Origin of the sequence: Phenylobacterium sp., assembly GCF_030646615.1 — a bacterium.
Taxonomy (GTDB): Bacteria; Pseudomonadota; Alphaproteobacteria; order Caulobacterales; family Caulobacteraceae; genus Phenylobacterium.
Map to the genome: position 1 here is coordinate 24,918 of NZ_JAUSLG010000067.1, position 14,188 is coordinate 39,105.

The 14,188-nt window shown below is 68.5% G+C and carries 11 protein-coding genes and 1 pseudogene; 7 read left to right on the forward strand and 5 right to left on the reverse strand.

Annotation, left to right across the window (positions count from 1 at the left end; genetic code table 11):
* Positions 1-23 precede the first annotated feature (23 nt).
* Positions 24-311 carry a hypothetical protein gene (locus Q7S93_RS11775; protein ID WP_304714094.1) on the reverse strand — a complete coding sequence of 96 codons (288 nt, stop codon included), beginning with the start codon at positions 309-311 and terminating at the stop codon, positions 24-26.
* Between the two features lie 125 nt (positions 312-436).
* On the opposite strand from Q7S93_RS11775, the pseudogene gatB reads away from it, so the two are divergent.
* Positions 437-1,930: pseudogene (gene gatB, locus Q7S93_RS11780) on the forward strand (Asp-tRNA(Asn)/Glu-tRNA(Gln) amidotransferase subunit GatB).
* A 70-nt stretch (positions 1,931-2,000) separates the two neighbouring features.
* Here the strand turns inward: gatB and Q7S93_RS11785 are convergent.
* Together Q7S93_RS11785 and Q7S93_RS11790 are read right to left on the reverse strand one after the other, a co-directional pair.
* Positions 2,001-2,510: an RcnB family protein gene (locus Q7S93_RS11785; protein WP_304714095.1), complete on the reverse strand. Its 510-nt coding sequence runs from the start codon at positions 2,508-2,510 to the stop codon at positions 2,001-2,003.
* A gap of 117 nt (positions 2,511-2,627) precedes the next feature.
* A complete protein-coding gene (locus tag Q7S93_RS11790) occupies positions 2,628-3,008 on the reverse strand; it encodes an RcnB family protein (protein WP_304714096.1) in 381 nt (126 codons plus the stop codon).
* Positions 3,009-3,286: 278 nt separating this feature from the next.
* Between Q7S93_RS11790 and Q7S93_RS11795 the strand changes: the two genes are divergently transcribed.
* Positions 3,287-3,562: a sel1 repeat family protein gene (locus Q7S93_RS11795; protein ID WP_300578275.1), complete on the forward strand. Its 276-nt coding sequence runs from the start codon at positions 3,287-3,289 to the stop codon at positions 3,560-3,562.
* A gap of 21 nt (positions 3,563-3,583) precedes the next feature.
* Here the strand turns inward: Q7S93_RS11795 and Q7S93_RS11800 are convergent, their stop codons facing one another.
* Positions 3,584-4,339 carry a polysaccharide biosynthesis/export family protein gene (locus tag Q7S93_RS11800; protein WP_370652146.1) on the reverse strand — a complete coding sequence of 252 codons (756 nt, stop codon included), beginning with the start codon at positions 4,337-4,339 and terminating at the stop codon, positions 3,584-3,586.
* Between the two features lie 152 nt (positions 4,340-4,491).
* Here Q7S93_RS11800 and Q7S93_RS11805 point away from each other — a divergent pair, with 152 nt between their 5' ends.
* The 4 genes from Q7S93_RS11805 to rsgA all read left to right on the forward strand — a co-directional run bounded on the left by Q7S93_RS11805 (position 4,492) and on the right by rsgA (position 9,130).
* Positions 4,492-5,928: a GumC family protein gene (locus Q7S93_RS11805; protein ID WP_304714098.1), complete on the forward strand. Its 1,437-nt coding sequence runs from the start codon at positions 4,492-4,494 to the stop codon at positions 5,926-5,928.
* 58 nt (positions 5,929-5,986) lie between these two features.
* Complete coding sequence (locus Q7S93_RS11810; RefSeq protein WP_304714099.1) at positions 5,987-6,703, forward strand: sugar kinase; 717 nt, start codon at positions 5,987-5,989, stop codon at positions 6,701-6,703.
* On the forward strand, positions 6,700-7,980 hold the full coding sequence (locus Q7S93_RS11815) for an O-antigen ligase family protein (RefSeq protein WP_304714100.1): 1,281 nt from the start codon (positions 6,700-6,702) through the stop codon (positions 7,978-7,980). Before Q7S93_RS11810 ends, Q7S93_RS11815 begins: the two co-directional genes overlap by 4 nt.
* 76 nt (positions 7,981-8,056) lie before the next feature.
* Positions 8,057-9,130 (forward strand): ribosome small subunit-dependent GTPase A, encoded by a 1,074-nt coding sequence (gene rsgA / locus Q7S93_RS11820; protein WP_304714101.1) that lies wholly within the window; start codon positions 8,057-8,059, stop codon positions 9,128-9,130.
* Between the two features lie 78 nt (positions 9,131-9,208).
* Here rsgA and Q7S93_RS11825 read toward each other — a convergent pair whose 3' ends face one another.
* Positions 9,209-10,849 (reverse strand): putative 2OG-Fe(II) oxygenase, encoded by a 1,641-nt coding sequence (locus Q7S93_RS11825; RefSeq protein ID WP_304714102.1) that lies wholly within the window; start codon positions 10,847-10,849, stop codon positions 9,209-9,211.
* 255 nt (positions 10,850-11,104) lie between these two features.
* Between Q7S93_RS11825 and Q7S93_RS11830 the strand changes: the two genes are divergently transcribed.
* The gene (locus Q7S93_RS11830; RefSeq protein WP_304714103.1) at positions 11,105-14,095 is read left to right on the forward strand and encodes a TonB-dependent receptor domain-containing protein; all 2,991 of its coding nucleotides are present in this window, start codon (positions 11,105-11,107) and stop codon (positions 14,093-14,095) included.
* The last annotated feature ends 93 nt before the right edge of the window (positions 14,096-14,188 follow it).

The window sequence follows — 14,188 nt, forward strand, 5'->3', positions numbered from 1 at the left end:
CGGCCGCGGACGGGCTGAACCCCTTAGTCGGTGGCCAGTTCGCTCTTGATGGCCGCCAGGGTGTCGTCGGTGATCTGACCCTCGGAATAGGGCTTCAGCTCCACCAGCGTCATGCCCTTGAACATGTCGTAGGAGGGGTGGGCGCCGATGCCGGGAAGGTGCTTCTCCAGCACGGCCTTGGCTTTTTCGTCGGCCATCAGCTCGGCGACGGGGGTGGACTCGACCGAGAGATTTGTCTCGGCGGCCGCGCCGGCGACGGCGGTCAGCGTCATCGAAAGGGCGAGGGCGCCCGTCATGAGAAATTTGCGCATAGGTGAGGTCTCCTCCCTGGATCGGCGTTGTCGCCGAGGTGGAGTGAGCGGCAGACGCCGGCCTTTCGCAAGTGGGTTTAACTTGGCCGCTTCCGCAGGGCGGCGGCTGGGATTAGGAAGGGCGCATGACTGAGAACACCAAGTTGATCCAGGGCCGCACCGGCCCCTGGGAAGTGGTCCTGGGGCTGGAAGTCCACGCCCAGGTCGCCTCCAACGCCAAGCTCTTCTCCGGCGCGGCCGTCGGCTTCGGCGCAGGCCCCAATGCGCAGGTGAGCCTGGTGGACGCCGCCATGCCCGGCATGCTGCCGGTGATCAACCGCCGCTGCGTGGAGCAGGCCGTGCGGACGGGGCTGGGCCTGAAGGCGCAGATCAATCTGAAGTCCACATTTGACCGGAAGAACTACTTCTATCCGGACCTGCCCCAGGGCTACCAGATCAGCCAGTTCAAGGACCCGGTGGTCGGCGAGGGCGAGGTCCTGGTGGAGCTGGACGACGGCGAAACCATCACCGTCGGCATCGAACGCCTGCACCTGGAGCAGGACGCGGGCAAGTCGCTGCACGACCAGGATCCGGACTCCACCTATGTGGACCTGAACCGGGCCGGCACGGCCCTGATGGAGATCGTCTCGCGCCCCCACATGCGCAGCGCGCCGGAAGCTGCGGCCTATGTGAAGAAGCTGCGCACCATCCTGGTCTATCTGGGCACCTGCGATGGCGACATGGAGAAGGGCAATCTCCGGGCCGATGTGAACGTCTCGGTCTGTCGTCCGGGCGCCTATGAGAAGTTCCGCGCCACCGGCGACTTCAGCCACCTGGGCACCCGCTGCGAAATCAAGAACGTCAATTCCTATCGCTACATCCAGCAGGCCATCGAATATGAGGCCCGCCGGCAGATCGAGATCCTCGAGGACGGCGGCAAGATCGACCAGGAGACCAGGCTTTTCGATCCCGGCTAGGGCGAGACCCGCTACATGCGCTCCAAGGAAGAGGCGCAGGACTATCGCTACTTCCCTGATCCCGACCTGCTCCCCCTCGTGCTGGATCCCGCCTGGGTGAAGGCCATCGAGGACAGCCTGCCCGAACTGCCCGACCCCAAGAAGGCGCGGCTGCAGAGCCAATACGGCCTGTCGGCCTATGACGCGGGCGTGCTGGTGGGCGAGCAGGCCCGTGCCGACTTCTTCGAGGCCGCGGCCAAGGGGCGCGACGCCAAGCTGGTGGCCAACTGGGTGACCAATGACCTGGCCGCGCGTCTGACCGCCGCCAATCTCGATATCGAGGACAGCCCGATCGGCGCCGCCGAGATCGCCGATCTGGTGAAGCTGATCGAGGACGGGGTGATCTCGTCCAAGATCGCCAAGGACGTCTTCGAGCGCATGTGGGCCGGCGAGGGCGCGCCGGCAGAGATCGTCGAGAAGCAGGGCCTGATGCAGGTCTCCGACACCGGCGAACTGGAAACCATCATCGATGGCCTGATCGCCGCCAATCCGGCCCAGGCCGAGTCGGTGAAGGAAAAGCCGCAGGCCATCGGCTGGTTCGTCGGCCAGGTGATGAAGGCCACCGGCGGCAAGGCCAACCCGGGCGCGGTCAACCAGTTGCTCAAGGCCAAGCTCGGCATCTGACTTGAACCCTCGCCCATGACGAAGGCCCCGGACGCAGGTCCGGGGCCTTTTTCATGCCGCCTGTCGAGGATCAACGGTTGTTGATGATCTCGAAGATGATGCCGGTGGCGACGGCGGCCAGAAGATAGTCGTTGCCGACCTGGTGCCAGGCATAGCCCCGCGGCGGCGGGCGCAGGCGGTAGCGGTGGTAGTCGTGGACCACATAGCCGCGGTACTGGGGCGGCAGGACCGCGCCCCTCCGCCAGGCGACGTAACCCGGGCGATACTGCGGATGGCTGTAATAGACCGCCGGCGGCGGCCCATAGGACCAGCGGTTCTGGTAATAGTAGCCATTGTAACGACTGCTGTCCCAGCGCGGCGGGGGCGGCGGCGGCTGGTAATGTCGCCGGTTGTCATAACGATTATCCCGCCGATCATAGCGATTGTCCCGCCGGTCATCGCGATGATCCCAGCGGTCGCCCCGACGGTCGGCATGGTTTTCGCGGCGGTCCCAGGACTGGGCCTGGGCTGATGTCGCGGAGGCCGCGATGGGGCCCGCTACGGCGGCGATGGCCGCGAGACCCAAGATCAGACGTCGCATTCTACGTCTCCGTTTTTTGCGGGCCCGCCGGGCGGGCCGCCACATCCCCCGATGGTCTGAAGGATGGGCGTAGCGCCCTGAACCCCCGCTGAACGGCGAGTTCAGGATCAGCCGCGGCTAGTTGAAGAGGCCGAGGACCAGGTCGGCGATCAGGCCCGTCTGGGTCTGGGCCAGATAGACATCGTTATTGACGCGCACCCACTGGTAACCCGGGGGCGGCTGCCGCAGCCGATATTGCGCAGGCTCGCGGATGTGGTGGCTGGGCTCGGTCACGTAGGCGCGGGGCACATGGTCCCCCCGATTCCAGCGTGTCTTGGCCTGGCCGGGGGGCATGCCATGGGGATGACGCTTATCGTAGCCCTTGCCGCGGTGATGGTCTCCACGGTGGTCGCGCTCATAACGCTCCCGGTCGCCCTGATAGTCGGGATGGGGGCGCGCCAGGGCTGAGGCCGGCAGGGCCAGCGCGACGGCCGCCGCGGCGATCAATAGGGTCTTCATCACATGGCTCCTCGTATCGCGTCCCTCAGGGAGGAAACGTCCGGGATCGCCGGTGGCTCCCGCGCCGCGCTGAAGAGGCTGGGTCGTCGGCGTTAAGCCTGTGTAGACAAAGGTTTCGCAGTAGTAAGCGCGGCGAACTCTGCCAGATTGTCGCATGAATTCGCGTTATTTTCGGACTTAACCATATGTTCAGCCGAGTTCGACTTTTCTTCGCTCATGGATAGCGGCGTCACGGCTCCAGAACGGAAGTCGGCCGCTGGATGAGGGACTTAAAGGTCATGTTTGCGAACGTGGACGTGGGGAGCGCTGAAGGCCTGCCGCTGCCGGGCCCGGAGGCTTCCGGAGACGAGCTGTTCCGGCTGGGCATGCTCTATTCGACCGGCCAGGGCGGGGCGCCGCTGGACTATGTTTCGGCCCATATGCTGTTCAACCTGGCGGCCATGCGTGGTTCGCTGGAAGCCAAGGTCTACCGCAAGGAGCTGTCCCAGGAGATGGCCTCCGAAGACGTGGCCGAAGCCCAGCGCGCCGCCCGCGAATGGCTGGCTCAGGGCTGAACCCCTGAAACCGCCTCGCCGTCAGTTCACGGCCTGCCCGTTCAGTGCGTAGCTGAAGCCGAACTGGATCGGCGAGAGGTCGCGGAAGTATTGCTGGACGAACAGTCCGGCATTGGCCACGCCGCTCCGCGGCACATAGACGATGTCAAACCGGCGCAGCGGGATCAGGTCTGCGCTCGGCCGCCGCAGGCCGGCCAGCAGGTCCGCCGTGCGCATCATGCCCTGGCCGCTGGCGCCCCGCCGGATGATGATCACCTCGCTGCGGTTGGCCGTCGGGCTGAAGCCGCCGGCCTGGATGATGGCGCGCAGGGCGTCGGCGTCGCCGACCATGTCATAGACGCCAGGGGCGCCCACCTCGCCGCCGACAAACACCTTCAAGGGCGCGGCCTTGGCGGTCACGAAGACCTCCGGCCGCAGCAGGTGGGCCGCATAGGCCTGGGACAGGGCCGCCTCGAGCTGCAGGGTGGTGCGGTCGGCGGCCATCACCGGCGGGATCAGCGGCATGGTGACGCGGCCGTCGGGCTGCACGGTGAGGGTCTTGGTCAGCTCCGGCGCCGAGGGCACCGTCACCTCGATCTCGTCCCCCGGATAGAAGCGGTAGGCCGGCTCTTCCTCGGTCCACTGGGCATAGGGAAGATTGACGAAATCCGCCTCGTGCGACGGAGCCGCAAGGCCGGCCGCCTGGGCCCCGGGAAGGGCGCGGACGCCGCCGCATCCGGCGACCGTGAGGGCCGCCAAAAGGCACGGCAGGGCTTGGAATCTGGCGCGTCTAAGCATGGGGTCAGGGTTAACAGGAATGGGTAACGAAGTCTTAAGCGCGGGGGGCGAGGGTCCGCCTCAACACACGTCGGACCGCCGGATTCGCTATGGCCGCCACAAGCGCCTGGACTGCACGATCAAATGACAGGGCGCCGCGGTCGGAGTGGGCCATGCGGCCGCGTTATGCGCCCTCGGACTTCGTCGCCCTGTTGTGGCGCGAGCGTTTCCTGATGCTGGCGGTGTTCGCCGTCATCTTCGTGATTGGCGCGGCCTTCGCCTTCAGCCTGAAGACCACCTATCCGGCCAGCTCCAGCATCCTCGTGCGGCTGGGCCAGGAATATGTCTATGAGCCCCGGGCCGGGGACGCCGGGCGCGGCGCCGTGCCAGAGGCCGAGCAGGTGATCCAGGCCGAAACCGAGATCCTGGCCTCCAGCGAACTGAAGCAGCGGGTGATCGATCGCCTGGGGCTGTCGCGCATCTATCCGAAGCTGGCTGAGGAATTCGCCGAAGCCCCCGCCGGTGAGAAGCGGATCGTCATGGGCAAGGCCATGCGCGCCATGGAGACCAGCCTCAAGATCCAGACCGCGCCCGACACCCCGATCGTCCGGCTGGTGTTCGAGCACGAGGACGCCAGGACCGCGGCCCTGGTGCTGAACACCCTGCTGGAAGAATACCTGATCTTCCGCCGGACCGTGCTGGTGGAGTCGAACCTGCCGGCCATGGCGACCCAGCGTCAGACCTTTGAAGAGCGGCTGGCCGAGGCCGATGTCGCCTATGAGCAGTTCCTGACCAGCAACCAGATCGGCGATTTCGTGGCCGAGAAGGCGGCGCTTTCCCAGCTGCAGAGCCAGATCGAGCAACAGAAGTACCAGACCGAAACCCAGCTTCAGGACCGGGTCGGCCGGCTGGCTGCGCTCCAGGCTCAGATGGGCCAGGTCTCGCCGGAGGTTGGCCTCTACCGCGATGTGAACAATGCGGCGTCCGACAAGCTGGTGGAGCTGAAGCTGCAGCGGGAGGACCTGCTGGGCCGCTATCGCGCCGACGCCCAGCCGGTGCGGGATCTCGATTCCCAGATCGCGCGCCTGGAGCAGGGCATCGAGGCGGGGCGCACGACGGGCGAGGGCGCCCGACGGATCGGCGTCAATCCCGTCTTCCAGACCCTGCAGACCGAGCGCATCCAGCTGCAGTCCGAGGTGGCGGCCCTGCGCCAGGCCCAGGCCACCCTCAGCACGCAGCTGGCCCAGCTGCTGGACCGCCGCCTCAAGCTGGCCGAGCTGGAGCCGCGGTTCCAGGCGCTCAGCCTGGACCGCGACGTCCTGCAGGCCAATGTCCGCGACTTCGCCGTCAAGGAAGAGCAGAGCCGCGCCGCCCGCGAGATCGCTGCGGCCTCCAACGACAATATCCGCATCGTCCAGCGGGCCACGGCGCCGGCGCGGGGCTCCAGCCTGAAGAAGCCCGTCCTGGTGCTCGCCTTCCTGTTCGCCGGCTTCACCGCCCTTTGCGCCGGCCTGCTGCGGATGTTCCTGCGGCCCGGCCTGCCCACCGCCCAGTCGGCCTCGCGAACCCTGGAGCTTCCCATCCTCGGCGCCGCGCCGATGAAGGCCTGATGGGCAAGGACTCCTGTGTGGCGCAGCCCTTTGGGTTAACGTCACCGACAGTGTGCGCGTGGCGATTCGAACAATGGTGAACCTCAACGCTGAGATGGCCGAGTTGTGGGCCTCCCTGGGGGCGCCTGCGGCCGGCCGCGCGCGGATCCTTCAGCTGGTCTCGGCCCGGCGGGGGGAGGGGACCTCCACCATCGCCCGGGAGCTCGCCTTCTTCGCAGCGCGCCATGCCGGCCGCGCGGTCTGGCTCGTCGACCTCGACCTCATGGCCTCGCCCCAGCACGCGGCGATCAGCGCCGAGAGCGAACGCTATGGCCTGGTCGGCCAGCCCGCCCAGGCCAGTCCTGACGGCTCCATCTTCTTTTCGATCCAGCCCGCCGCCCAGGGGCCCGACGGCAAGCCCTGGCCCGACGCCCGCTACCTGGCCGCTCACCGGGTCGGCGCGGCGCGCTGGTGGGTGACGCGCTTTCGGCGAGAGGCCCTGCGCGGCCGGCAGACCGTCCACATCCTGCCCAGCGGCGACTATTGGACCGCCCTGCGCAAGTTCGCCGACCTGATCATCGTCGACTGCCCCTCGGGCGACCGGTCCCAGGCGGCGACGACGGTGGCGCCATTCATGGACCAGACCGTGATGGTGGTGGCCGCCGACGAAGAGGATGTCCGGGCGCCGGCCCTGATGCGCGACGCCCTGACCGGCGCCGGCGCGGACGTGGCGGGCCTTTTCTTCAATCGCGCCACGGTGCAACAGCCGCCGTTCGCGCGCGCCTTCCTGCGGTGACCGGGGCCGCCTATGCCGCCGCCCCGGCGTTCGAGGCGCCGGCCCCGCGGCTGACGGCCTGGCGGCTGATCCTGGCCGGGGCCTCGGTCTTCCTGCTGCTGGTCTACAGCCAGGCCTGGGTCTTTCCGCTCATGGGCGAACAGGCCACCGCCGACCAGGGGGGCCTGATCCGCGCCCTCTATCTGCCAGCCTATGCGGCGGGCTTCCTGCTCCTGGCGGTGTCGCCGGGCGCGACCTTCCAGGCCCTGCTGCGACAGCCTTTCCTGATAGCCCTGATGCTGCTGGTGGCGGCGTCCTTCCTCTGGTCCATCGCCCCGGACCAGACCCTGCGCCGGGTCTTCGCCGCCTATTGCTCGGCCCTGGGGGGCGTGGTCCTGGCCTCGCGGCTGAAGTGGTCGGAGCTGGCCGAGGTGATCGCGGGCGCCTTCGCCATCCTGGCGGTCATCGCCTTCGTGGTTTCCCTCGTGATGCCCTCGGTGGGGGTCATGCAGGAAATCTTCCCTGGCGCCTGGCGGGGCGTCTGGTCGGAAAAGAACGCCCTGGGGGGCAATATGGCTCTGGGTTTCGCCATCATGGGCGCGGCCGCCATGCTGAATCCGCGCCGGCGGCTGATCTGGGGAGGATTTGCCGCGCTCGCCCTCCTGCTCACCCTGATGTCGACCTCCAAGACCTCGCTGGTGGCGCTGATCCTCGGCCTGGGCGGACTGGTCTTCGTGGCCATCGTGCGACGGGGACCGGCCACCCGCATCGCCATCCTGTGGCTGGCCATCGTCGCCGCCGGCATGGGGCTGGGTATCGCGATCTTCGCCGCTGACGTGGTGTTCGAGGCCCTGGGCAAGGACGCCACCCTCACCGGGCGGACGGAAATCTGGGCTGCGGCCATGACCCAGATCCAGGCGCGCCCCTGGACCGGCTATGGCTTTGGCGTGGTGTGGGACGATCTCGGGCCCTGGGCGCCCCTGGCCCAGATGACAAAGGACGCCGGCTTTCGGCCGCAGCACGCTCACAATTCCTGGATCGAACAGTGGCTGGGGATGGGGCTCATCGGGCTCGTGGCCTATGGCCTGTTCTATGCCCAGACCCTGATCCTGGCCCTGGTGGCGCTGTTCCGCCATCCCGGCGCCTATCTGGCGATCCCCTTTCTGATCGTCTACAGCCTGATGACCATCACCGAGAGCATCGCGGTGACCTATAATGATCTCCGCTGGGTGCTCTTCGTGGCCATCGCCGTGAAGCTCGCCTGGCCCGACCGGGAGATCGAGCGCCGTCGCGCCTGACCCCGCCAGGCGGTCGAACCATCCAGGGGCCCGACTCCGGTGGCCCAGTCGTCGGCATGCGTGCGAAGGACTCCAATTGCTGAAATCCTACGGCTGGACTGACGCGCTGCAAGCAGGCTTCGCCCCCTTCGCCGCCCAGGGGCTGAAGCCCGCGCGGGTGGTGATCCAGCACCGCGCCCGCTTCGTGCTGATCAGCGATGAGGGTGAGATTTCCGCCGAGACGGCCGGCCGTTTCCTGCACAACGCCTCGACCACGGACCTGCCGGTGGTCGGCGACTGGGTGGCTGTGGCGCCCCAGGCGGGCGACGGCGTCTCCACCATCCACGCGGTGCTGCCCCGCCACAGCCAGTTCGTCCGCAAGGCCGCCGGCGTGGTGGAGAAGCCCCAGGTGGTGGCCGCCAATTTCGATGTGGTGCTGCTGACCACAGGGCTGGACACCGACTTCAACCTGCGCCGAATCGAGCGCTATCTCACGGCCGCCTGGCGCACGGGCGCCCAGCCGGTGGTCGTGCTGACCAAGGCCGACCTGGTGGAGGATGTGCCCGCCTTCGTCCGGGAGGTCGAAGGTGTCGCGCTCGGCGCGCCGGTCCTGCCGATCGCCGCCCCGCAGGGCCTGGGACTGGACGCCCTGCAGGCCTATCTTGGCCCGGGGACGACGGCGGTGATGCTGGGCATGTCGGGGGTGGGCAAGTCGACCCTGGTCAACGCCCTGGCCGGCGAGGCGCGCCAGGCCGTCGGCGAGGTGCGCGCCGCCGATGGCCGTGGCCGCCACACCACTACCCATCGCGAACTGGTCCTCCTGCCCCAGGGCGGCCTGATCCTTGATACGCCCGGCATGCGCGAGTTGGGGCTGTGGGATCCGGGCGAGGGCGCGGCGCAGACGTTTGAGGATATCGAGGCCCTGGCCCTGCAGTGCCGGTTCAATAACTGCAGCCACAATGGCGAGCCGGGCTGCGCGGTGGGCCCGGCCCTGGCCTCCGGCGTCATTTCCCGCGAACGCCTGGACTCCTACCGCAAGCTGGAGCGTGAAGGGGCCAGCCTGCCGCGCAAGGCCGACCCGGCCGCAGAAGTCATCCATCGCAAGCTCTTCGCCGCCCGCGCCAAGGCTGCGCGACGCCAGCAGCGGATCGAGGAGGGGGACGACGACTAGAGCGCGTTCCGATAAGTGGGAACCGGTTATCGGAACCAAACGCGCTCAAGACTTGGAGTTTAGAGCCTGCGCACGGCCTCAGTCGGGGGCGATGTCGAAGGCGATGGTCATGCGCGGCCGGTCGCCGCCGAACGGGACCGTGCCGTGCCACATATAGGAAGGAAACAGGGCCAGCCGCCCGGGCTCTGGCCGCACATAGTGCTCGGCGGCGAGCTGGGGCCGTGTGGGGATGGGCGGGGCGCCGAAACGCAGCCAGCCGGCATGGTCCTCCCCTTCGCTCACCGCAGCCGGCACCTCGATATAACAGGCTGAGGAGATCCAGCCCTGGGGGTGGATGTGGTCCACGTGGAAGCCGTGGGGCTGCAACCGCGCCGACCAGGCGCCGACCACATGATGGCCCCCGTGGTTGCGGGCGCGAAACAGGTCCGGACCCTGGCCCACCGCCTGGCGGTAGGCGGCCAAGGGACCTTCGATGGCCTGGAAGAAGGCGGAAATGACAGGGTTCTCGGAGGCGCGGAGATTCTGCGGGGTCTGGGCGCCGCCGCGCAGGGACTGCTCGATCGGGTGGGACGAAAGCTGATGGAGCCCGTTGAGTGCGCCGCGCAGGTCCTCCAGATAGGCTGAAAGGCTGGCCCAGCCGGCGGGGGTGTCGAGGGTGTAGACGCCGACCAGGGCCTCATAGTCCCAAAGCTCGCGATAGCGGGGGTCGCCGGCCAGCCGCCAGGCCGTGGCCAGGGCCGCGGCGGCCTCCTGGTCGAAGGGGCGCTCGGCCAGGAGCGACTGGGCGATTCCGGCGGCCTGCTCGGCTTCGCCCAGGGCCAGCCAGGCATGGGCCAGGGCCTGGCGGGCCGAGGGCTCGGCCGGGTTTCGCGCCACCACCTGGGCGCACAGGGCGCGGCTGCGCCCGGGATCGTGCGCCAGGAGCAGGGCGGCGGTCTCCAGGGCCAGGCGCGCATCCTCCGGCGCCTGGGCCAGCGCGGTCTGCGCGAAGGCCAGGGCGGCGTCCTCGCCCGATATGTGGTGCAGAAGCCGGATCTTCACCGCCGCCAGCGCGGGGCGCAGTTGCGGCGGGGCGGCGGCCAGGGCGGCCTCGATCGGCGCCAGGGCCAGCTCGGCCTGACCCGAACGCATCCAGAGCAGCTGGCCAAGGTCGCGCACCGCTTCGACATAGGTCGGACGGCGCCGCAAGGCCTGGGCGAAGGCCTGCTCGGCCTCGTCGAACCGGCACAGGCCCTGGAGCGCGCGGCCATAGACCAGCCAGGTCTCGGGGGCGTCCAGCCCCAGGGCGAAGGCCCGCTCGCACTCGCGGGCCGCCTCGCGGTCCCGGCCGGCGTCGCCCAGGCCCGAGGCGACATTGTGCGCGGCCACGCCGCTCTTCGGGTTGAGCCGAGCGGCCAGGGCGTAGTCGGCCAGGGCCTCGGCCTTGCGGCCGCAGGCCTTGCGCGCCGCCGCCCGGGCCGACAGGGCCTCGGGCCAGGGCGCGGGGTTCTTCAGAAAGGGGTCCAGAAGCGCAGTCGCCTCGGCGGCGCGCCCGGTGGCGGTCAGCAGGCGCGCCAGCCCCACGGCCGCCTGGACGCCGCCGGGCTCGCGCGCGAGGACCGACCGATAGCCGGCCTCAGCCTCGGCGAGGCGGCCGGCCCGCCCCAGGGCGCGCGCCGCGTCCAGCCCCTGGCGAGAGGCCGGCGACAGCGGCGGCGGGGCGGCGGGCTGGGCGGTCATTGTGCCTCGACAGAAAACGCATCGGCGGACAGGCCCGCCCGTGTGCGCCCATTGTGCGAACGGGGCTCGGCGCCTGTCCAGGGGGCGCCTTTCCAGCGGGCGCCGGTGGCCTCGCCGGCGCAGTTGAGGCGGCGCGGGGCGGTGCGACTCCCAAAGGCGAAAAATCAACAGTCCGAACCTGCGGATACCCAAGGCGCCTGCGTCTTGGGTTCGGGCGCGCGAGGGGCTCGCCCGTAAAAGAAGAAGGCCTGGCGCATGAAATCGAGATCTTTGAAGTGGCTGATGGCGGGCGGCGTCGCCTATGGGGCGTTGTACGCCGCCGGCGCAGCCCAGGCCCAGGAGGCCGCAACCGCCACCATCGAAGAGGTGGTCGTCACCGGTTCGCGCATCGTGCGGCAGGACTATGTGGCCAACAGCCCGATCGTGTCCGTCGGCCAGGCGGCGATCGAAGCCACCGGCCAGGTGACGGTGGAGAAGTCCCTGTCGCAGATGCCGCAGTTCTCGGGCTCGTTCGGCCAGGGCAATACCGGCTCGACCTCGACCGGCCTGAACGGGGGCCAGTCCTACGCCTCGCTGCGGGGCCTGGGCTCCAAGCGGACCCTGATCCTGATGGACGGCCGGCGCCTGCAGCCCTCCAACCCGGACGGCTCGGTCGACCTGAACACCATTCCCGAGGCGCTGATCGAGAATGTCGAGATCATCACCGGCGGCGCCTCGACCGCCTATGGCTCGGACGCTACGGCCGGCGTGGTGAACTTCCGCCTGCGGCGGAACTTCGAAGGCATCGTCATCGACAGCCAGTACGGCGCCACCGAGAAGGGCGACGGGGAGTCGTTCAAGATTGCGCTCACGGCCGGCCAGGCCTTTGACGAGGGCCGCGGCCGGGCTGTGATTTCGGTGGACTACACCAACCGCGACCGGGCTCTGCAGAGCTCGCGCGACTACTACATCTTCCGCCAATCGACCCCGGGCCTGTCGACCATTCCCCAGGGGACGGTGCTGTTCGGCGCCAACCTGCCCACCCAGTCGGCGGTCAACAGCGTCTTTGTGGGCCAGTACGGTCTGGCCGCCCTGCCGGGCAACGCCGCGGGGCGCTATACGGGCCAGATCGGCTTCAACACCGACCAGACCATCTTCTCCACCGCCGGCGTGCGGGTGCAGAACTTCCGCGATCCGGAGACCAACTCCGCCTACATCGTCAATTCCAACGCCGCCGGAACCTCCCAGCAGGTGAACTACGGCTATGACGGCGCCTCGATGCAGTCGGACCTGGACCGGTACGCCGTGTTCGGGAAGATCGACTATGACCTGACCGACAGCCTGCGGTCCTTCGTCCAGTTCACCTTCACCGACTACGAATCCCTCGGGATTTCGAACCCGACCCTGGCCTCCAACGTCTATGGCCTGTCGGTGCCGGCCAGCAATCCCTTCATCCCGGCGGAATTCCGCACCATCCTGGCCTCGCGCCCGGACGCCAGCGCGCCCTTCACCTTCTACAAGGCCCTGAACATCCTGGGGCCGCGGGAACAGAAGTACAGCTACACCGTCTACCAGCTCACCGGCGGCCTCTCCGGCGATGTGGGCTTGAGGGACTGGACCTGGGACGCCTACGCCTCGTTCTCGCGGGCCAAGTTCGACAACGAACAGACCGGCGGCGCCAGCGCCAGCGCCGCGGCCCGGCTGTTGAACAGCCCCACCGGGGGCGCCGACCTCTGCGACGGCGGCTGGAATCCCTTCGGCAATCTGACCCCCTCGCAGGACTGCATAAGCTACCTGTCACGCCGCACGCTGAACCAGAACGAGCTGGAGCAGCGCATGGTGGAGGCCAGCATCCAGGGCGGCCTGTTCGAGCTTCCGGCCGGCGAGATCCGCTTCGCCGTGGGCGCGGACTACCGCTCCAACGAGTACAGCTTCCGGGCCGACAGCCTGCTGAATCAGCCCGATGGGACCTCCGACGTGCTGGGCTACAGCGTCCTGCGTGACGCCGGCGGTTCGGTGGACACCTACGAGGTGTTCGGCGAACTGCTGGTGCCGATCCTCCGCGACCTGCCAATGATCCAGGAGCTCAACCTCGACCTGGGCTACCGTTTCTCCGACTATTCCTCGGTGGGCGGCATCCACACCTACAAGGCCGATTTCGACTGGTCGGTGGTGGAGGGGCTTCGCCTGCGTGGCGGCTATAACCGCGCCATCCGGGCGCCCAGCGTCGGCGAGCTCTTTGCGCCGGTCTCCACCGGCTCGGTGACGATCGGCACGGCCTCGGCCACCACCACCAATGGCGACCCCTGCGACGTTCGCTCGTCCTTCCGCCAGGGGGGCAGCGGCGCCGCCGTGCGGGCCCTCTGCCTGACCCAGGGCGTCCCGACCTCGATCATCGACAGCTACCAGCTGGGCACCGCCCAGGTCTTCGCCCTGACCGGGGGCAATCCCGACCTCGAGGAAGAGACCGCCGACACCTATTCCTTCGGCGCGGTGGTCCAGTCGCCCTTCGAGAACCCGCTGTTCAGCCGCATGTCGGCCTCGGTCGACTGGTACAGCATCAAGGTGACCGACGCCGTCGGCACCCTGCCGGTGGGCAACGCCATCCGCTTCTGCTTCAACGAGGGCGGCAACAACCCCAACTTCGATCCGAGCAACTACTACTGCCAGCTGATCCAGCGGAACCCGTCCAGCGGCGTGCCGGTGAATCCGGTGCAGCCGCTGCTGAATCTCGGCCAGTTCGAGACCAGCGGCGTGGATGTCCAGTTCGACTGGACGCTCGACATGATCGACCTGGGCCTGGGCGACGACTCCGGTCGCCTGGCGCTGAACGTCACCATTGGCTATCTGGACAGCTTCAAGATCCAGAACCTGCCGGAATCCCCGACCTACGACTATGCCGGCACCTGGGGCACGGCGGTGGAGACCAATGCCGGCCAGGCGCACCCCGAATGGAAGACGGTGACCTCGGCCACCTATTCCAGGGGGCCGGCCAGCCTTGGCCTGCGCTGGCGCCACATCAGCGAGATGAAGGCCTCGGCCGTGGTGGTCACCCCGACCAGCACGTCGCTGGGCGTCAAGGCCTATGACATCTTCGACCTCAATGGCCGCATGAGCCTGCCCTGGGACACCGATCTGCGCTTCGGGGTGAACAACCTCTTCAACAAGGCCCCGCCCCAGGCCGGCGACACCGAAGGCAACCGCGACGCCCAGAACTACGACGTCATGGGCCGCGCCTACTATGTCGGGGTGCGCAAGCGCTTCTGACGGCCGTCCGGAACCGGAGGTCATCCCCTTCCTTCGGTTCCGCTCGCCGCCTGTCCCAGGCGGTCCCCCCCGGGCGCCGGTCGCAAGACCGGC

Coding starts and splice junctions, on each gene's coding strand:
- Q7S93_RS11775 (WP_304714094.1), bottom strand. CDS start 311: ATGCGCAAATTTCTCATGACGGGCGCCCTCGCCCTTTCGATGACGCTG.
- Q7S93_RS11785 (WP_304714095.1), bottom strand. CDS start 2,510: ATGCGACGTCTGATCTTGGGTCTCGCGGCCATCGCCGCCGTAGCGGGC.
- Q7S93_RS11790 (WP_304714096.1), bottom strand. CDS start 3,008: ATGAAGACCCTATTGATCGCCGCGGCGGCCGTCGCGCTGGCCCTGCCG.
- Q7S93_RS11795 (WP_300578275.1), top strand. CDS start 3,287: ATGTTTGCGAACGTGGACGTGGGGAGCGCTGAAGGCCTGCCGCTGCCG.
- Q7S93_RS11800 (WP_370652146.1), bottom strand. CDS start 4,339: ATGCTTAGACGCGCCAGATTCCAAGCCCTGCCGTGCCTTTTGGCGGCC.
- Q7S93_RS11805 (WP_304714098.1), top strand. CDS start 4,492: ATGCGGCCGCGTTATGCGCCCTCGGACTTCGTCGCCCTGTTGTGGCGC.
- Q7S93_RS11825 (WP_304714102.1), bottom strand. CDS start 10,849: ATGACCGCCCAGCCCGCCGCCCCGCCGCCGCTGTCGCCGGCCTCTCGC.
- Q7S93_RS11830 (WP_304714103.1), top strand. CDS start 11,105: ATGAAATCGAGATCTTTGAAGTGGCTGATGGCGGGCGGCGTCGCCTAT.